Source organism: Octadecabacter temperatus (assembly GCF_001187845.1).
Taxonomy (GTDB): Bacteria; Pseudomonadota; Alphaproteobacteria; order Rhodobacterales; family Rhodobacteraceae; genus Octadecabacter; species Octadecabacter temperatus.
The window spans coordinates 653888-671949 of the sequence record NZ_CP012160.1; the positions used below are offsets into that span (position 1 = coordinate 653888).

General features: G+C 55.4%; 18 protein-coding genes. 16 read left to right on the forward strand and 2 right to left on the reverse strand.

From position 1 onward, the window contains the following. Positions 1 to 36: 36 nt before the first annotated feature. Positions 37 to 327: a DUF6958 family protein gene (locus OSB_RS03420; RefSeq protein WP_049833668.1), complete on the reverse strand. Its 291-nt coding sequence runs from the start codon at positions 325 to 327 to the stop codon at positions 37 to 39. A 74-nt stretch (positions 328 to 401) separates the two neighbouring features. On the opposite strand from OSB_RS03420, the gene OSB_RS03425 reads away from it, so the two are divergent. The 3 genes from OSB_RS03425 (at position 402) to OSB_RS03435 (ending at position 2975) form a co-directional block, all read left to right on the forward strand. Continuing rightward, positions 402 to 1631 carry an MFS transporter gene (locus OSB_RS03425; RefSeq protein ID WP_049833669.1) on the forward strand — a complete coding sequence of 410 codons (1230 nt, stop codon included), beginning with the start codon at positions 402 to 404 and terminating at the stop codon, positions 1629 to 1631. Between the two features lie 3 nt (positions 1632 to 1634). After that, complete coding sequence (locus OSB_RS03430; RefSeq protein ID WP_049833670.1) at positions 1635 to 2510, forward strand: 50S ribosomal protein L11 methyltransferase; 876 nt, start codon at positions 1635 to 1637, stop codon at positions 2508 to 2510. 114 nt (positions 2511 to 2624) lie between these two features. Beyond that, complete coding sequence (locus OSB_RS03435; RefSeq protein ID WP_049833671.1) at positions 2625 to 2975, forward strand: hypothetical protein; 351 nt, start codon at positions 2625 to 2627, stop codon at positions 2973 to 2975. A 122-nt stretch (positions 2976 to 3097) separates the two neighbouring features. On the opposite strand, the gene OSB_RS03440 is transcribed toward OSB_RS03435, so the two are convergent. Then, positions 3098 to 3295 (reverse strand): DUF1127 domain-containing protein, encoded by a 198-nt coding sequence (locus OSB_RS03440; RefSeq protein ID WP_049833672.1) that lies wholly within the window; start codon positions 3293 to 3295, stop codon positions 3098 to 3100. A 331-nt stretch (positions 3296 to 3626) separates the two neighbouring features. Here OSB_RS03440 and ruvC point away from each other — a divergent pair, with 331 nt between their 5' ends. From ruvC to pal, 13 genes are all read left to right on the forward strand, one after another. Continuing rightward, positions 3627 to 4145 (forward strand): crossover junction endodeoxyribonuclease RuvC, encoded by a 519-nt coding sequence (gene ruvC, locus OSB_RS03445; protein ID WP_049833673.1) that lies wholly within the window; start codon positions 3627 to 3629, stop codon positions 4143 to 4145. Continuing rightward, positions 4142 to 4813 carry a Holliday junction branch migration protein RuvA gene (ruvA, locus tag OSB_RS03450; protein WP_049833674.1) on the forward strand — a complete coding sequence of 224 codons (672 nt, stop codon included), beginning with the start codon at positions 4142 to 4144 and terminating at the stop codon, positions 4811 to 4813. Before ruvC ends, ruvA begins: the two co-directional genes overlap by 4 nt. Before the next feature lie 3 nt (positions 4814 to 4816). Continuing rightward, a complete protein-coding gene (locus OSB_RS03455) occupies positions 4817 to 5731 on the forward strand; it encodes a DMT family transporter (RefSeq protein ID WP_049833675.1) in 915 nt (304 codons plus the stop codon). A 7-nt stretch (positions 5732 to 5738) separates the two neighbouring features. After that, the gene (gene ruvB / locus OSB_RS03460; RefSeq protein WP_049833676.1) at positions 5739 to 6761 is read left to right on the forward strand and encodes a Holliday junction branch migration DNA helicase RuvB; all 1023 of its coding nucleotides are present in this window, start codon (positions 5739 to 5741) and stop codon (positions 6759 to 6761) included. Between the two features lie 346 nt (positions 6762 to 7107). Beyond that, a complete protein-coding gene (locus tag OSB_RS03465; protein WP_158454102.1) occupies positions 7108 to 11931 on the forward strand; it encodes a beta strand repeat-containing protein in 4824 nt (1607 codons plus the stop codon). 269 nt (positions 11932 to 12200) lie between these two features. Next, positions 12201 to 12827: a hypothetical protein gene (locus OSB_RS03470; RefSeq protein WP_049833678.1), complete on the forward strand. Its 627-nt coding sequence runs from the start codon at positions 12201 to 12203 to the stop codon at positions 12825 to 12827. Then, a complete protein-coding gene (gene ybgC / locus OSB_RS03475; protein ID WP_049833679.1) occupies positions 12824 to 13213 on the forward strand; it encodes a tol-pal system-associated acyl-CoA thioesterase in 390 nt (129 codons plus the stop codon). Before OSB_RS03470 ends, ybgC begins: the two co-directional genes overlap by 4 nt. Positions 13214 to 13327: 114 nt before the next feature. Further along, positions 13328 to 13996 carry a protein TolQ gene (gene tolQ, locus OSB_RS03480; RefSeq protein ID WP_049833680.1) on the forward strand — a complete coding sequence of 223 codons (669 nt, stop codon included), beginning with the start codon at positions 13328 to 13330 and terminating at the stop codon, positions 13994 to 13996. Then, on the forward strand, positions 13997 to 14476 hold the full coding sequence (locus tag OSB_RS03485; RefSeq protein ID WP_049833681.1) for an ExbD/TolR family protein: 480 nt from the start codon (positions 13997 to 13999) through the stop codon (positions 14474 to 14476). A gap of 6 nt (positions 14477 to 14482) precedes the next feature. Then, positions 14483 to 15604, forward strand: a complete 1122-nt coding sequence (locus tag OSB_RS03490) for a hypothetical protein (protein WP_049833682.1) — start codon at positions 14483 to 14485, stop codon at positions 15602 to 15604. Next, positions 15604 to 15993: a hypothetical protein gene (locus OSB_RS03495; protein WP_049833683.1), complete on the forward strand. Its 390-nt coding sequence runs from the start codon at positions 15604 to 15606 to the stop codon at positions 15991 to 15993. Before OSB_RS03490 ends, OSB_RS03495 begins: the two co-directional genes overlap by 1 nt. Before the next feature lie 111 nt (positions 15994 to 16104). Continuing rightward, entirely contained in the window at positions 16105 to 17427 is a 1323-nt protein-coding gene (gene tolB / locus OSB_RS03500; protein WP_412457890.1) for a Tol-Pal system beta propeller repeat protein TolB, read from the forward strand. A gap of 92 nt (positions 17428 to 17519) precedes the next feature. Continuing rightward, positions 17520 to 18056, forward strand: a complete 537-nt coding sequence (gene pal, locus OSB_RS03505; protein WP_049833685.1) for a peptidoglycan-associated lipoprotein Pal — start codon at positions 17520 to 17522, stop codon at positions 18054 to 18056. Positions 18057 to 18062 lie beyond the last annotated feature (6 nt).

Sequence of the window (18062 nt, forward strand, 5' to 3'; positions counted from 1 at the left end):
GTGAGACAAAGACAAATAGGGCGCGTTTTTTGGCGCTTAGGTGAGGTAGAAGCGGAGCGGTTTGGTGTCGGCGCGTTTAATGAGGCCTTTAGCTTCAAGGTCAAGCTGCACGGTCTTTTGCCACCATCCAGAAGTCGCGCCTGCGGGGAAGAGATCATCGGGCAAATGCGCTTTGGCGGCTTCTTTGATGTCTTTCGCGGTGTCACCGGGGGCGGTTTTCGTCATCACCTTGAGCATTGCAGATTTCATCGCGTTGTATTTTGCACGATCCACGCGGGTGGTTTTGCCGGGGGTGTTGATGTTTTGGACGTCTATTTTGTCGCTCATGATGGCCTCCTGCCAAGGATAGTACAGTCAAATGCGGGTTCGACAAATGTGATGGGCAGGCGTAGAGCCGACGTATGAAGACAGTTTCCCTCTTTGATGCGCAAAAACTGCCGTTATGGCGACGTCCGGTGACGCTGTTGTTTTTGATAGCGGCTATGATGCCGATTGCGTTTTCGACGTGGATTGCCCTCCTGAATAATTTCGTAATTGAGGTTGCAGGTTTTGATGGGGCGGACATTGGGTGGTTGCATACCGTGCGTGAAATCCCGGGGTTCCTTGCGGTTGGCGTGATCGTTTTGTTGCTGCTGTTTCGCGAACAAGTGCTTGGGTTGGTGTCGCTCGTCTTGCTGGGGGTCGCGACGGCGTTGACGGCGCAGTTCCCGTCAATGGGGGGCATTTTGGTGATCACGATGCTGAGCTCCATCGGGTTCCACTATTACGAGACCGTAAACCAGAGCCTGCAGTTGCAATGGATCGACAAGGCACGCGCGCCCCAAACGCTGGGATGGATTATCACAGCTGGATCGGGGGCGACGTTTTTAGCCTATGTATTGATCGTGCTGACATGGGAAAAATACGACCTGTCTTATTCGCTCGTGTTTTGGGTGTCAGGTGGGATTACGGCGCTTGTCGCGTTGTTCTGTATGTTTGCGTATCCGCAATTCGAAAGCCCCAACCCACAACGCACACAGTTTGTCCTACGCAAACGGTACTGGCTCTATTATGCGCTGCAATTCATGTCCGGCGCGCGGCGCCAGATTTTCTTTGTGTTTGCGGGTTTCATGATGGTCGAGAAATTCGGCTACAAAGTGAGCGATATGACATCGTTGCTGTTGATCACGCTTGTTGTGACAATGATAACTGCGCCTTTGATCGGGCGCGTGGTGCAAATGTTTGGGGAACGCTTTGCGTTGGTTGTGGAATACGTCGGTCTTGCGGTGATCTTCCTGCTTTATGCGGGCCTTTACTACCTTGATTGGGGCGAAACGCTTGCGGCGGCGTTGTATGTTACGAATGCGATTTTCTTCAGTCTTGCGCTGGCGTTGAAAACCTATTTCCAAAAGATCGCCGATCCACAGGATATTGCGCCCACAGCGGCCGTGGCCTTTACGATCAACCATATCGCGGCCGTGTTCTTGCCAGCCCTGCTGGGATATCTGTGGCTTTCATCGCCGGGTTTGGTGTTTCTGTGCGCTGCGGGAATGGCGATCGTATCACTGGCCCTTTCCCTATTGATCCCCCGCCATCCGGTTGAGGGAAATGAAACAGAATTTGTACGCCTGCGGGCGCAACTTGCGGAGTAGACAATGACGACCTTCACAGCACTGACCACGATGATGGGCAAACCTGCCGCGCAAGCCATGAGCGACGCGATGGAGGGGATGGACCCTGCACCAACTGGTGTTGGCGTGTTTGAAGTGGAAGACGACAGCGGGCTTTGGGAAGTTGGTGGATACTTTGAGGGCGAACCGGATGGCGCATCGCTTGCGCTATTGGCCGCGACATTTGGCGCAAAGCCATTTGTGGTGTCTGAGGTGCCGGAAACCGATTGGGTCGCCCATGTGAAACGCGAATTGCCACCCGTCGAGGCGGGGCGGTTCTTCGTTTATGGCTCGCACGACGCAGCAGAACTGCCTGAAGGTCGCATCGGATTGTTGATTGATGCGGCAATGGCGTTTGGCACGGGGCATCACGGGACAACGCTGGGGTGCTTGCGCGCCTTTGATCGGCTGTTGAATGATGGCGAAGTGTTTGAAGACGTGGCTGACGTTGGATGTGGGACGGCAGTTTTGGCGATGGCCGCGGCGCGCACGACGGATGCCAAGGTGATCGCGAGTGACATCGATCCAGTCGCTGTGGACGTAGCTGAGGCCAACATGGCCGCGAATGGCATGGCGGGTGCTGTTGCCTGTGTCACTGCTGCTGGGTTTGATGACGGCGCACTGGCGGACGCAGCGCCTTTTGATTTGATTTTCGCAAACATCCTCAAGGGGCCGCTTATCATGCTGGCGCCGGATATGGGTGCGAACGCGAAACCGGGTGGATTCGCGATTCTGTCAGGGCTTTTGAACGAACAGGCCGAGGAAATTATCGGTGTTTATGCACGCAATGGATACAATTTGGTTCAACACGATAAGATTGGTGATTGGTCGACGCTAACCCTACGTAAAGAAACACAGTAAAACCGCATTTATCGCAGTTTTTGCCTTAAATTTACCTGTTTGCCACATTCTTGCCGCATTTGAGGGGGATTTTAGTCATGTTCGGTGGGGGCCGAGTAACAAGTAGGCTGCCAAATGACCATCGATGCTTCTTTAGACAAACGCATAAACAAAGTTGTTCGCAACCATGAGCGCATGCGCCGCAATGGCGTTGTTCGCCGCGTTGGTAAGGATGGCCTCATCCGGTCCCGCCCACGTCTGGTCCGCCCTGCATTTCCGCTTAAAGGCGCCTTCCTAATTGTCGTTCTGTTTTTCGCATTTAAGGCGCTGCTGTTTGCTCAGCTTGGTGCGGGCAATTACGCGGAAAAAGTTGAAGGTCTGCGGTCTGGGTCAATGGTTGAGAAAGCCGGCGCTGTGTTGATGCAGGAAGATCCTGTGACTGTCGCAGTTGGTGGCTACCTTAAGCAGTTTTTCTTCCAGAACTAGAAAACGCTGAACACAAAAGAATTCGTTTCTTCCTCAGGAACACAAAAAGGCCGCGTCCATTAATTTGGACGCGGCCTTTGTCATTTCATTGTTCCGGCGAAAGGCCGAAAGCCTTGTGGCAATCAGCGGATAATGTTGCCGCGGGCGATGTTTTCGATGTCACCGCGTACGAGGCCGATATCGTCGAGCTCACGGTTGGACAATTTGTTAAGTGTGTTGCGCGTCATACGACGGTCATTCCAAGAAACGAATGTGCCAATCATGGCAACAAGGGAAAAACCGGATTTTGCGTTTGCAGTGCGGAAAGCGATGGCTGCCATGGTGAAGTCTCCTGAGAATATGGGCTAAGCGCCGTTAAAGTTTAGTTATCGTTCTATGGCGCAATTAGGATCTCTTTCTGCGACTAACCAGTGTCATTTTGGCATGGGTGACATGCGGTTTTCGCATGGCGCAAAAAACAGGCAGCGCGCCAGTAAATTAAGCATCAGGTGCCGCTAGGAAACGTCGGTTTTATGGTGGGGGCTGACGTTTTTGAACCTCAAATGTAGCAAAATCGGTTGAGGCGTCTGTGGCGAAAATGTCGAAAGGGCTAGGCGGGTGTTCGCGTTTTGTGCTAACGAGTGTTTAACGAATAAGAAAAAGAGGGCGAGCATGCGGGTTTTGGGCATTGATCCAGGTTTGGTGAACATGGGCTGGGGAGTGATTCACGTGGATGGATCACGGCTAAGCCATGTCGCAAATGGTGTTTGCAAGTCGGGCAAAGGTGATTTGGCCGTGCGGCTTTTGGCGCTTCATGACCAGCTTGAAGCTGTGATCGCGCAATACGCGCCGGACGCCGCCGCCGTGGAGCAGACTTTTGTGAATTCAAACGGGGCTGCAACGCTGAAGCTGGGGCAGGCGCGCGGTGTGGCAATGCTGGTACCCGCGCGCGCTGGGCTGACTGTGGGGGAATACGCGCCGAATGCGATTAAGAAAGCGGTGGTTGGCGTGGGGCATGCGGACAAAGCGCAGATCGCTCATATGGTGAAGCTGCAATTGCCGGGTGTCGATCTGAATGGACCGGATGCTGCGGACGCATTGGCAATCGCGATTTGCCACTCACATCATCTACAATCAGCGCGGGCGACGGCAAGGGTTGCAAAAGCTACGCACGCTGGGATCATGGCATGATCGGGCGTATCGCCGGAAGGCTAGAGTATCGCGCAGCCGATCATGTGCTGATTGACGTCAAAGGTGTGGGCTACATTGTCTATGTCAGTGACCGCGTGATGGCGACATTGCCAGGCGTCGGCGAAGCCGTTGCGCTTTATACGGACCTGCTGGTGCGCGAAGACCTGTTGCAGCTGTTCGGGTTCACGACATTGGTGGAAAAAGAATGGCACAGGTTGCTGATGTCCGTGCAAGGCATTGGCGCGAAAGCATCAATGGCGATTTTGGGGACCTTGGGCGCTGACGGTGTGAGCCGCGCAATTGCGCTGGGCGATTGGGCTGCGGTCGCGACGGCCAAAGGTGTAGGACCGAAGACCGCCAAGAAGACCATTCTGGAGCTAAAAGACAAAGCCCATAGTGTGATGGCCATGGCCGGAGCTGCACCTGCGGCGGGCGGGGGGGCGTCGCCCACCACTGACGCGGCGGACGACGCCGTGCTTGAACCGATCAGCGCACCTGTTGAGGCCAGCGGAGCGGCGCAATCTGATGCGTTGTCCGCGTTGGGTAATCTTGGGTATGGGCCATCTGATGCAGCAAGTGCTGTGGCGCAAGCGGCCGGTGAGAATGAGGGCGCAGATGCGGCGACCCTAATCCGCGCGGCACTAAAATTGCTGGCTCCGAAGGGGTAGTCCGTGACGCAGGATCGTCCAAGATTGGCCGTCTGCGTCCTTGTGTGCACAGTCTTCGCACTGTCGTTTGGCGATGCTTTGGTGCGCAAGATGGGACTGGCAGCCGACTATCAGATGAGCATTTGGCAAATTGTGTTCCTAAGGTCGCTTATCGCGTTGCCCATTCTTTTACTGCTTTGCGCAAGGCGTTTGTCGCGCACGACCTTTATGCCAAATAGATGGGTTTTGCTGCGCAGTGCTATGTTGGCCGTGATGTGGGTGTTCTATTATGCCGCCCTGTCGCGCATGCCGTTCTCTGTTGCTGCAGCGGCATATTATACGTTGCCGCTGTTTATCCTCGTTTTCTCGGCTTTGTTTGCTGGAGAACGAATTGGCGGGATCGGTGCGATTGGTATCGTGCTTGGGTTTGTTGGGGTTCTGATCATCACCAACCCACGGGCATCGGGCGTGTCGCTTTGGCTTTTGATGCCGCTTTGCGCAGCGATGTTGTACGCTTTGTCGATGATCCTGACGCGCACCCGCTGCGCGACGAATAGTATTTGGACGCTCGCGATTTGGTTGAATGTAACGTTTGTTGCTGTCGGCGGCGCGGGGCTGGTTCTTCTCCCCGATGGGGCATCGACGGAGGTTTGGAGGTCAACTTGGGTTCCCGTGTCGGGCGCTGGTTGGCGTGTGATGTTGGTGTCAGCGATTGCGATTGTGATCGGTGCGGTCGGAACAGCCTTTGCCTATCAACGAGCGCCAAGCGCAATGTTGGGGGCGTTCGATTTTAGTTATCTGGCGTTTGCGATCCTTTGGGGGTGGTTGATGTTTGGCGAAGCGGTAGATGCGCCAACCCTATTCGGAATTCTATTGATTGTCGTGGCTGGGGGCTTGGCGTTGATGACGTCTGGTTCCATCCGCACGACTGAGGCATAGTGAAAAAATGAACGAAACTGACCCATCCTTGCAGCCTCAGCGCCAATCTGAAGACAACGATCGTGCATTGCGCCCGCAGGCACTGGACGAGTTTATTGGCCAAGCCGAAGCGCGTGCGAACCTGAAGGTCTTTATCGAGAGCGCTAAGCGGCGCGGTGAGGCGATGGATCATACGTTGTTCCACGGTCCGCCTGGTTTGGGCAAAACAACCTTGGCGCAGATTATGGCACGGGAGTTGGGTGTCGGGTTTCGCATGACGTCTGGTCCTGTGCTGGCCAAGGCGGGTGATTTGGCGGCGATCCTGACGAACCTTGAAGCGCGGGATGTGTTGTTTATCGACGAGATCCATCGGCTTAATCCGGCGGTTGAAGAAGTGCTGTACCCAGCGCTTGAGGATTTCGAACTGGACCTAGTGATTGGGGAAGGGCCAGCGGCGCGTACGGTGCGCATTGAGCTGCAGCCGTTCACGCTGATCGGTGCGACGACTCGCATGGGGTTGTTGACGACGCCATTGCGCGACCGTTTCGGCATTCCGACGCGTTTGCAGTTTTATACGACCGAGGAATTGCATCAGATTGTCACCCGCGGCGCACGTTTGATGGGCGCACCTGCGACGCCGGATGGCGCACAAGAAATCGCCAAACGCGCCCGTGGCACCCCGCGGATTGCGGGGCGTTTGCTACGCCGTGTCGTGGATTTCGCGATTGTTGAAGGGGACGGGACCGTCACCCAAGAGATTGCGGACAGCGCGTTGACGCGGCTGGGCGTGGATCATCTGGGGCTGGATGGTGCGGATCGACGGTATTTGCGGCTGATTGCAGAGAACTATCAGGGTGGCCCTGTGGGGATCGAGACCCTGAGTGCAGCGTTGAGCGAGGCGCGGGATGCGCTTGAGGAAGTGATTGAACCCTATTTGCTGCAGCAAGGTCTGATCCAACGCACCCCGCGCGGCCGTATGTTGGCGCAAAAGGCGTGGACGCATTTGGGAATGGCTGCGCCCAAAGGACAGGGCGATATGTTTGGGGGGTAGTGGTTTGAATGGTTGCGTCAAGTTAAAGCGCAATGTCTGCTCTGAGCCCACTTTGACCGATGCTGCAGAGTGCGTGAACGGCTGCTAAGGGCGGAAAGCAGATTGTCGCTGCAAACAACGTATGCCCCGGCGTCAAGGCACGCCGATCAAGCGCATCGGTTTTTGAATGGCGATTTCGACGGTCATTCAAGATGCCCTTAGCGTATCGCATCTAACGCTCGATAAAGGGAGGTTCGAAACTTTTAGGAAAAATCTCAAACTTGTGGCAATAAGCGTTAATTGTTGATCAACACCAATGGCATTTGGCCATTTCGTTTTACTGACGCAGAATTATGCAGGTGCCAATTTGTCAAGTTTCACAACATTCGACACGTCTGAACTCTACACTTGGTCGGAAATAACGTCTTACGTCGACTTAGATGGCTTTCTGGTCGGTCAGACAACGACCTTTGACGATGGTCGGGTCCGCACCACGACCATAAACGACGGGGTTGTTACCAACGCTGAGATCATTGACCCTCTTAACGTGGCACCTTGGACAACCATTACCACCTTATACAGCGACACCACTGGCCTGAAGACCAGCCAGACACTCATTATGGACGATGGCCGCAGCATAACGACCTCCTATGCGGATGGCGTGAACGCCACGCGCACGGTCTCGGACGTCGATAATGAATACACGTGGGCGAGCAAAGCACAGACTTTCGATTCAGCAGGCCGTTTAGCGTCTGTCACGTTCACTTACGATAACGGTCGGACGGCGGAGACAGATTATGTCAACGGCCTGCGCAGTCAACGCACGGTAACGGACCTTGGCGACACTGCGAACTGGGCAACGAAAGTCTACACTTGGGACGTAATGACAGGCGAATTGCTAACGATCACCACGACATATGATGATTCAACTGTTGTCGTGTCAGGCCCCAAACTTGGACCGCTGGGGCAGACCATAACGGCCTTTGACACCGCCGACATCTACACATGGGACAGTCGAACCAGCCTCTATGACGCGACTGGTGTCCTCGACCAGCGCACGTTCGAGTATGATGACGGGCGCATCAAAGTGACTGACTTTACGGATGGTGTTCGCAGTCAAATTAACTGGACCGATGCCGATGACGTCATGGCATGGAGCACGCACCAGCTTGACTATGGGGTAAACGGTCAATTGAACAGCCGTGAAGTGATCTATGATGACGGTCGCGAATTGACTGCAACCTACATCGATGGCGTGTTGGCCTCGACGACCATTGATGACGTTTCGAATGCCTATTCATGGGACACTCAGGTGTCTACATTTGATGCGAACGGGCTTATCGCGACCAAAGTGGTTACGCGAGATGATGGCATCACAATTGAAAGCAATTACACGGATGGTGTCGTGCAGTCCCGGCTTTTGACGGATGTTTTGAATGCCGCCGTCTGGAACACGATTGAAAAGGTCTATGATACAGTCAGCGGTGCGTTGATTTACGTGGAAACGACGCTCGACGATGGCACGCAGACGTTTGAAGATGTGCGCGGCCTTGAGATCGTGACAGGCGGGACGACAGACGACGTCACAGAAGACGAGGCTGCGACATTGGTTGCGGCGGGCACCATTGATCTGGTTGATGACTACCGCGGTGCGACGGATTTTGTCACGCAGACCAGCGTGGCGGGCGACAACGGGCTGGGCCTGTTCACCCTGCTTGCGGACGGCACGTGGACCTACAGCGCAACCAATAATCAGGTGGCTATTCAATCGCTGGAAGCCGGTGAAACCCTGACCGACAGCTTTACTGCGATCACCACAGACGGCGTGGAAACCGAAGTGACAGTCACCATCGACGGGCGCACCGATTCCGCGCCGGTTTATGTTGGCGAAGCTCAAATTTTCCTTGGTGTCGACAACGACCACAATGGCTTGCATACATTTTATTTCGACATACTTTCGCTTTTCACCAATGACAATAATCCCTTCTTTTTAGCCGATGCGAGCTTCTCCTTAGATGTTGGGTATATTTACGGAGGCACTGTTGGTATTTGGGCGGCCGGGGACTATGATGTAACAGTCGTCATGCAAAACAATGATCTGTCGGCAAGCACAACCCACGTCATCTCATTCGTCGTTTCGTTGAACTACAATTATGGGGATTACTATAGTCGTCATATCGATTTAACCGACCCGCTTCCTGGGTCAAGCCATGCAGATCATCTCCAATATGGCGTTTATGCAGAGAATGTGTCACTGGAATTGTTCGGGGGCGATGACACAGTCATCTTTGGCCACCAAGCCGGGGCTGGTTATCCTGATCCTGGTCTGATCGAAGTGGACGCTGGCGCTGGGTCAGACACGATCACTTTCGGAAGCCTTGGATATTATGCGAATATATTGGTCGACGGAGGCGACGGCGATGACATTTTGGCATTCGATCATCTGAATTATTTCGATCGTGAAGTCAGTGGCGGCTATTCCGTCGCTTCAATCGCGGGCGGTGACGGTGATGATATCCTAACATTTGCATTGGGTTTCGGTGCGGACTCGGGGACAACTGATATCTCTGGCGGTAACGGGAATGATATAATCACCTTTGATAATTCCATCAGCGATTGGGGCATTCCTACCGCGGCCGGTGCGACCGACTTTGATGTGGATGGTGGCGCGGGTGACGATACGATTACCTTTGGTGATGAAGTCGCTTACTTCGCCCACGACTTTGACGTATACGGTGGGTCGGGTGATGATGTCATTTCATTTGGCGACAATACGGGGTTGAGTGCAACGGAGTTCGAGGTAGACGGCGGAAGCGGCAACAATACCATCACATTTGGCGATGTGACGTATTCCAACGCAACCAGCGACATAGAGATTGTGACAGGTGACGGGAACGACACCATTGTTGTAGGGGACGCTGTCATTGATAGTGTTGTCCAATTTACCATCGCGACAGGCGATGGCACCAATTCCGTCACGATTGGCGACAATTATGATGCTTTGTCGATTACCGGCGGGTCCGGCGTCGACACCATTTCCATTGGCGCCACATCGGGCACCGTTCCAACACTTGTGAGTGGCGGGCTTGGTGCGGATGTAATCCAATTTGGTACAGGCGCGGGCGTTCTATCGATCGACCTTGGAGATGATACGGACGTTGATACGCTCACGTTTGGCGGAACAGTCAGAGACGCGACAATCACCAACTGGGATCAGGGCGAAGATACAATTAACTTTGCCGCACAACCCGGTGTGATTTGGACCGTGAGCGATAATGGCGGCGACCGTGTTTTTGTCAGCGCTGACGGAACGCAAAGCTTCACAGTTGTCGGGGCCGCAGGCGTTGCAGGCGGCGACATCGTTTCGGGCTTGGAAATCAACCAAGCACCAACATTTGAAGGCGCGACAACCACCCTGCCCAATGGCGTTGTCGGAACCGGCGGCGCAGCCTATTCGCAAGACCTGAACGCGCTGTTCGCGGATGCAAATAGTGCGTCGGGTGACTCCCTGACTTTGAGCTCAAGCAACCTGCCGACTGGCTTTTCTTTGGTGGGCGGCGTTCTGAGCGCGACAAATGCTCTTACGACTGCGGGCGATCACACCATCACGATCCTAGCAACCGATAGTTTAGGGGCGACGGTGTCCCAAAACCTCAGCGTTTCTGTGGCCATTAACAACAACTACGGTGATGTATCTGCGCCGTTCTATGGGGGTTTATATCTCACAGGGACAAGCCTTGGCGACACGATGATGTTCGACCAAGTTGAGGTCGAAGAAGGCGGTTTTTGGTCGCTGATCAGCGGCGCTGGCGCAGATGTCATTTCCATCGCGAGCTTTGATGTCGACTTCTACGAAACGGGTGTGTCGATCGATGTGGGCATGGGTGCGGATGCGATCACCCTCGGCAGCGGCATTGCCGATTTGACCGTTGATTTGGGCGCGGACAGCGAGTCCGACGCGCTGATATTCCTCGGCGCGACGGGGGCCAACACGGTTATCAACAACTGGGTTAACGGGGATGACACCATCACCTTTGCGGGCCAAACTGGGAATATCTGGACCGTTGCCGACGTGTCTGGCGATGCTGTGTTCAGCACGAACGGGCAAAGTTTCACAGTGACAGGGGCTGCAGGCGTCGCAGCCGCCGACCTTGTGTCGGGCCTCGAAATGAACGTCGCACCAACCTTTACCGGTGCAACAACAATTCTGGACAGCGCAGCCGTTGGGTCACTGGCTCCTGTCAGTGTCTATTCCCAAGACCTCAACACGTTGTTTGGGGATGCCAACGCCGCGTCTGGCGATACGTTTACTATTTCGGCGACGGGGCTGTTTAGCAACTTCACCCTTACGAACGGGGTTTTGACCCTGACGAACCCCGCGTCGCCAAGCGCAGTCGGCGATCATACGATTGCCGTGACTGCGACGGATCTGTTTGGTGCATCCGTCACCCAAGACGTGACCGTCGCGGTTGCCCATCACCACGATTATACGAATGCCGGCGTTCCGACATACGTATCTGGATCAAGTCTGGCTGATACATTTACCTTTGGGGACAACGCAGGCGCGATAAATGGCACTGTGGCGGTCCTCGGCGGTGCAGGAGATGACATCATCACATTTGGGAATGATGCAGGTTTTGACAATGGGGACGTCGACGTCCGCGGTTCTAGCGGAAATGACACGGTCACATTTGGGGACAACGCCGGCAGTGACGGCGGTTCGATCGATATCAGAACAGGTTCCGGTGTTGATACGATCATAATTGGCGATAATGCTGCGCAAAACGGCGGTTTAGTCCTTATCGAAGCCGGGTTGGGCGACGACGCAATCACGTTCGGCAGTGTTGCAGGGTCTGTTGTGATCTATGCTGGTGAGGGTGCTGACACGATCACGTTTGACGGCAATGTGACGGGTGGCTCAAATAGCGGCGTTGCGCTTGGCAACCCGTCCGGAAACCTCTCTCTCCCCTATGGGGACTTGGCGGCGGATACATTGATCTTTAATGGCACCGTGGAGGATTTTGTGATTTTCAACTTTGAATCGGGCCTTGATACGGTCGATGTGTTGAACGAGGGCGCATGGTTCATTGCCAGCGATGATGGCACGAACACCATGCTAAGTGACGGGGTCAGTGACTTGACGTTCATGAACATCACGGGTCTGACGGATGTGGCTGATTTCTTGATCTAGCGAAACCGTTCGGGGTGTTCCGACGCGCCGCAGGTGGCGCTTACTTACGTGCACCAGGAGCAACCTTACCGTGTAGTTTCGCCTGAATGGCCCCTGCAAAAAACCACCTGCCTCAACCGTGCCGCACCTGTCTGACCAATGACCGCTTAGGGCCATGAGAAGACGCACGTACCCAGCATTCTAACGGCGGGAAAGTCCCGCATAGCGGACTTCTGGGTGGCTGCGAGGCGGGGTTTTCGATCAATTGTGAATGGCGTAACAAGGGCGACATGATGAACGCCTCTGATATTGAACCCCTCTTCACTCGCTCTGACGGCAGTTACCTCTGCGCCCGTTGGGGTCGCCCGATTGTGCCTGTGGTGTTTGGTGTTGAAGACGACACCGTGGCCTTGTTGAAAGGCGCGTTTGAGGTGGTTTGCTTGATGGCCGGGCACCAGATGGATGAGATGGACGCTGAGCTTGGCGTCAATGTCATGATGCTGTTCTGCCGCGATTGGGATGAGCTGACGGGCGTGCCTGATCTGGATCGTTTGGTGCCGGAGCTGGGGGATGTTGTCACGCGGTTGATCAAAGCGGATGCCAATCAGTACCGGATATTCCGGTTTGATGAGGCGGGCGCGATCAAGGCTTGTTTCATTTTTCTACGCATGGACGCCGCATTGGAACAGGTGCCCGCCGAGGCGCTTGCCTTGGGGCAGGCGGTGCAGGCGATTGTTTTGTGGTCGGATGTTGCGTTCAAGACGACGAACCCGTTGGCGATGGCCGACGGCAAGACGGTTTTGCGCCCCGACATCGCCGAAGTAATCCGCGCGGTTTATGACCCTGTGATGCCCGCCGTGGCGCAGGACGCCAGCCATGCCTTGCGTTTGGCCGCTAGGATTGAGGTTCCGCAATGACACATCGTTTTCCCGTGCGCGTCTATTATGAAGACACCGATTTTGGCGGCATCGTTTATTATGCCAACTACCTTAAATTCATCGAACGGGGCCGCAGTGAATGGGTGCGTGAGATGGGGATCGATCAGGTCGCGATGAAGCGGGACGAGGGCGTTGTCTTTGCGGTGCGCCGTGTTGAGGCGGATTATCATGCACCTGCGCGGTATGACGACGAGCTAATTGTGACGACCGATGTTGAGGCCGTGACGGGTGCGCGTCTGATTGTGCGCCAAGTGGTTGAACGTGATGGCGTGGCACTGTTTAGCGCACTCGTGACCATTGTTGCGATCAACGAAGCGGGCGCGCCGGCCCGTCTTCCGGCGGCTTTTCGCCGAAATCTTCACTGAAAACGCGCCCTAACGCCGATTTGTGCGCGTTTTGTTGGCAATCTTGTGCAAGCTAAGCTACATCTGGTTTTAATCAGAGGCCGAAAATCGGCCCGATAGAGCAGAGCAGGCGTTATGGAACCAGATTTCACTTTGTGGGGCATGTTTGCCCACGCGACTATTCCCGTACAATTTGTCATGATTATTCTTCTCGTCGCATCCGTGTGGTGTTGGGCGGTGATCGTGGACAAATGGGTGCAATACCGCAAAGCGCGCGCCGAAGCGCGGGTGTTTGACGAGGCGTTTTGGTCTGGCAATCCACTGGACGAGCTGTTCGACAAGATCGGCGCAACGCCGAAGGGCCAGTCTGAAAAGATTTTCGCGTCCGGTATGCTGGAATGGCGCCGCTCGCACCGCCAAGATGGCGGGCTGATTGCTGGCGCGACATCGCGTATTGATCGCAACATGGATGTGGCGATTGCCAAAGAAACCGAAAGCCTGCAGCGCGGGCTGACTGTGCTGGCCACGGTAGGCTCCGCCGCTCCGTTTATCGGGTTGTTTGGTACTGTCATCGGTATCATGAACGCCTTCATTGAAATCGCGGAACAGCAGAACACAAACCTTGCAGTCGTTGCGCCTGGTATTGCCGAAGCGTTGCTTGCTACGGGTCTCGGCCTGTTCGCCGCGATCCCAGCGGTTATCTACTATAACAAACTTAGCGCCGATGCGGACCGGATTGTCAGTGGCTATGAAGCCTTTGCTGATGAGTTTGCTACGATCCTTAGCCGTCAGTTGGACAGCTAAATGGGCGCGGGTGTCATGAAACAAGCCGACGGTGGGGGCGGTCGACGCGCACGTCGTCGCGGCCGTCGTTCCATGCCAATGAGCGAGATTAACGTCACGCCGTTTGTGGACGTAATGTTGGTGTTGTTGATTATTTTCATGGTGGCGGCACCTTTGTCCGTCGTCGGTGTTCCTGTGCAAACGCCAGAAACGGCCGCCAGCGCATTGCCAACGCCACAAGAAGAGCCGCTAACCGTGACGCTAACGGCTGAAGGTGGTGTGTTCATTCAGGAAACCGAAGTTGATCGTTCTGATCTGGTAACGCGCCTGCGCGGGATTGCGGATGAGCGCGACAGCGACCAGATTTTCCTGCGGGCTGATGGTGTGAATGCGTGGAACGAAGTGGCGCAGATCATGGGTGCGTTGAACGCGGCCGGATTTAACAACATTGGTCTGGTGACAGACATTGGTGGCCCGACGTTGGACGGGTCAGACGGGTAAACGCACATGAGCGTCGGCACCTATCTTTCAGGCACGGGACACGCGGCGTTGGTCGTGTGGATGGTTGTCGGCTGGGGCATGTCCTCGGAGCCGTTGCCGTTTGAGGTGACGGAAGTGTCTGTTGTGTCGGGCGCTGACTTCGCGGCGATGACGCAAGGGGTGCAGCCTGAATTGCCGCCAAGTGAACCTGCCGAGATCGAACAGCCTGTTGTTGAGGATGTAACGCCACCAGCACCTGAGGTGGAAACACCGCCCGAGGTCGCAGAGCCCCCTCAGCCTGTTGAACCACCTGCGCCCGAAACCCCGCCTGAAGCACCTGATTTGACGGTGCCGGAAACTGTCGTGACAGACGTCGCGCCGGATATTCCTGATACGCCAACAATTGTCGCGCCGCCGCCGTCAGCCGAGCTGGGTAGCAGTCTGCGCCCTGTTCCGCGGCCCGCAACACGTGTCGCACCCGAAATTGTCGCTCCGCCAGAGCCAGACGCGACTGTTGCGCCAGAAGTAGCACAGGCCGCGACGGAGCAATCTGATGCGCCTGTTGAAGAAGTAACCGAACCCGTCGATGAAACAACCGCCCCAGAAGAGGCTGCGGATCAGATCGTGACGGAAGCAGAAGAGCCCGCATTCGCGCCTGAGATTTCATCGCGCCCACAAACGCGACCTCAACGCTCTACGCCTGTGGCTGAAACGCCGAGTGAGGATGCGGTTGATCCAGTTGCGGCGGCTTTGGCCGAAGCGGGCGCTGCGGAAACTACCACGCCTGAACCATCCACCACACCGACCCCTGGTCTGTCAGGTGGGCAATTGTCGGATGGCGATAAATCCGGCTTCCTGCGCCAAGTCGGGGGGTGTTGGAATACAGGCACCCTGTCCACAGGCGCGCAAAACACCATCATTGATATGGTCTTTGATATGACGCCAGATGGCCGCCCCGTTAGCGGATCTGTTCGCCTAGATGGGTTCACAGGTGGAAGTGCGGCGGACGCGGATGCGGCGTTCCAAACAGCACGCCGCGCCTTGCTACGCTGCACAGGGGACACGGGTTACGACCTTCCGCCCGAACAGTACGAGCAATGGCAGCGCGTGATTTTAACGGTTGATCCAACAGCGATGAGGCAGCGGTAATGCGGGTCTTGGCAATAATTCTTTCGCTTTTGGCGACCATTGCGGCGGCCGATCATGGCACGGAAACCCAACAAAGCGGCCCGAGCCTTGGAAGCCAAGTTTGGCTGGATAGTTTTCAGGCGCAGATTGCTCAGTGTTATAGCCCCGGTGGTAACACCAGTAGGCCCGTTGCGTTTGCAGCGGTCAGTTTTCAAATGGCACCGAACACGCGCCCGTTTGCGCAAACCATTCAACTCAGCGCGCCATCTGGCCGTGCAGGCGAAGCGCAAGCGCTTGAAGCTGCGCGCCGTGCGATTACGCGGTGCGGCCAGAATGGGTATGACTTGCCGCTCGATCAGTTTTCGCAGTGGCAGTTCGTTGAAATCAGGTTCTTTTACTATGTTCCATAGATCGAAAGACGGCCACAGGGCTGGAATGAGCGAAAAGTGGCGTGCAGTGATCCGCCGAGCAAAAAACTCCCCGTTGAAAAGAGGGGTAATTAAGTGAGTATACGCGCCATGATGACCAAATTAATGACCGCAATCGCCGCGATGATGATCGCACTTGTTTCCGTCACTGCTGCGCAAGCGCAGGAACCGCTACGCCTAACGTTGCGCGATGGTGTGATCGAGGCGCTGCCCTTTGCGATACCAAACTTTCAAGCGGAAGTTGCTGGGTCCGAACAGATGGCTGCCGATATCAGCCGTGTGATCGCAGAAGATTTGAATGGCACGGGCTTGTTCCGCCAGATCCAAAGTTCATCGTTCATCTCTACTCCGGCAGGTTTCGGCAGTCCGATTGAATTCGCCGATTGGCGCGCGATCAATGCGCAGGCGTTGGTGACGGGCGCTGTGGCGGTGAATGGCAGCCAAGTGACCGTGAAATTCCGCCTTTATGATGTGTTCTCAGGCGCTGAAATGGGTGAGGGGTTGCAGTTTGCAGGCACCACCGATGGCTGGCGTCGTATGTCGCATAAAGTGGCAGATGTCGTTTACTCCCGCATCACGGGTGAGGCCGGATATTTCGACAGCCGCATCGTTTATGTCGCAGAAACTGGCCCTAAGGATGACCGCGCAAAACGTCTTGCGATCATGGATTACGACGGCGCGAATGTGCAGTATTTGACCGACAGCAGCGCGATTGTGCTGGCGCCGCGTTTCTCGGCAACGGGCGATCGCGTGCTATATACCAGTTATGAAAGCGGATTTCCGCGCATCAACGTACTTGATGTCGCAACCGTTGGCCGCCAACAATTGACGACTGCGCCGGGCGATATGGCGTTCTCGCCGCGCTTTAGCCTTGATGGGCGTCAGGTGATTTACAGCCTCATCAACGGCGGCAACACAGACATCTACCGCACGGATTTGGCGACGGGTCAAAACACCCGACTGACCAACACACCTGCAATCGAAACCGCACCAAGCTTTAGCCCAGATGGCAGCCAGATCGTGTTTGAAAGCGACCGCTCCGGCACCCAGCAGCTATATGTCATGTCGGCCAATGGTGGCGAACCACAACGTATTTCCTTTGGAAATGGGCGTTATGGCACCCCTGTTTGGTCCCCGCGCGGTGATTTGATCGCCTTTACCAAGCAAGAGTCCGGCCGCTTCCACATTGGCGTAATGCGCACCGATGGAACCGAAGAACGTCTTTTGACCTCGTCCTTCTTGGATGAGGGTCCGACATGGGCGCCAAACGGTCGCGTCATCATGTTCGGGCGGGAAACCCAAGGTGAAAACGGTACGACTGCGCTTTATTCTGTTGATATCACGGGCCGCAACCTGCGCCGCGTCAGCACGCCACAAGGTGGCTCTGATCCGTCGTGGGGGCCCTTGCAGCGGTAAAAGGGCGCGATCACGCATTCGCGATTCTCAATTGCAAAAAGGCGTGATAGAGTCGCCGCAACGAGCAAACAAAAAAATAACGGGACAGACCCATGAAACATTTTATCAAAGCCGCACTGGTGATTGGCGCATTGACGCTAAGCGCCTGTACCAACGCTGACAGGTTTGACAACGCCGACGCGGTTGATCTGAACGCGCAGAACGGTTTGAACACGCCAGTCAACATTGACCAAACTGGTCTGACAGGCGCAAACGACCCATCCAGCCCGCAGTTCTTTAGCCAAACAATTGGCGATCGCGTGTTGTTTGAAGTCGATACATCCACGCTGACAGCAGCAGGTCGCGCAACTTTGGACGGGCAAGCCGGTTGGTTGGCTACGAATTCCGATTACCTCGCCGTGATCGAAGGCCACGCAGACGAGCAGGGCACACGTGAATACAACCTCGCACTGGGTGCACGTCGCGCCAACGCAGTGCGCGAGTATCTGGTGTCCAAAGGTCTGGCGGCAAGCCGAATTCGCACCGTGTCTTATGGTAAAGAACGCCCACTTGAGGTCTGTTCAGCCGAAAGCTGCTATGCGCAAAACCGCCGCGCTGTGACCATCATTTCTATTGGTCAGAATAGCTAAGTTCTT

Bases quoted from the DNA above. Each gene is read 5' to 3' on its own strand.
- pal (WP_049833685.1), top strand. From the start codon at position 17,520: ATGAAACATTTTATCAAAGCCGCACTGGTGATTGGCGCATTGACGCTA.
- ruvC (WP_049833673.1), top strand. From the start codon at position 3,627: ATGCGGGTTTTGGGCATTGATCCAGGTTTGGTGAACATGGGCTGGGGA.
- OSB_RS03420 (WP_049833668.1), bottom strand. From the start codon at position 327: ATGAGCGACAAAATAGACGTCCAAAACATCAACACCCCCGGCAAAACC.
- OSB_RS03490 (WP_049833682.1), top strand. From the start codon at position 14,483: ATGAGCGTCGGCACCTATCTTTCAGGCACGGGACACGCGGCGTTGGTC.
- ybgC (WP_049833679.1), top strand. From the start codon at position 12,824: ATGACACATCGTTTTCCCGTGCGCGTCTATTATGAAGACACCGATTTT.
- tolQ (WP_049833680.1), top strand. From the start codon at position 13,328: ATGGAACCAGATTTCACTTTGTGGGGCATGTTTGCCCACGCGACTATT.
- tolB (WP_412457890.1), top strand. From the start codon at position 16,105: ATGACCAAATTAATGACCGCAATCGCCGCGATGATGATCGCACTTGTT.
- OSB_RS03495 (WP_049833683.1), top strand. From the start codon at position 15,604: ATGCGGGTCTTGGCAATAATTCTTTCGCTTTTGGCGACCATTGCGGCG.
- OSB_RS03440 (WP_049833672.1), bottom strand. From the start codon at position 3,295: ATGGCAGCCATCGCTTTCCGCACTGCAAACGCAAAATCCGGTTTTTCC.
- ruvB (WP_049833676.1), top strand. From the start codon at position 5,739: ATGAACGAAACTGACCCATCCTTGCAGCCTCAGCGCCAATCTGAAGAC.
- ruvA (WP_049833674.1), top strand. From the start codon at position 4,142: ATGATCGGGCGTATCGCCGGAAGGCTAGAGTATCGCGCAGCCGATCAT.
- OSB_RS03485 (WP_049833681.1), top strand. From the start codon at position 13,997: ATGGGCGCGGGTGTCATGAAACAAGCCGACGGTGGGGGCGGTCGACGC.
- OSB_RS03425 (WP_049833669.1), top strand. From the start codon at position 402: ATGAAGACAGTTTCCCTCTTTGATGCGCAAAAACTGCCGTTATGGCGA.
- OSB_RS03435 (WP_049833671.1), top strand. From the start codon at position 2,625: ATGACCATCGATGCTTCTTTAGACAAACGCATAAACAAAGTTGTTCGC.
- OSB_RS03430 (WP_049833670.1), top strand. From the start codon at position 1,635: ATGACGACCTTCACAGCACTGACCACGATGATGGGCAAACCTGCCGCG.
- OSB_RS03470 (WP_049833678.1), top strand. From the start codon at position 12,201: ATGATGAACGCCTCTGATATTGAACCCCTCTTCACTCGCTCTGACGGC.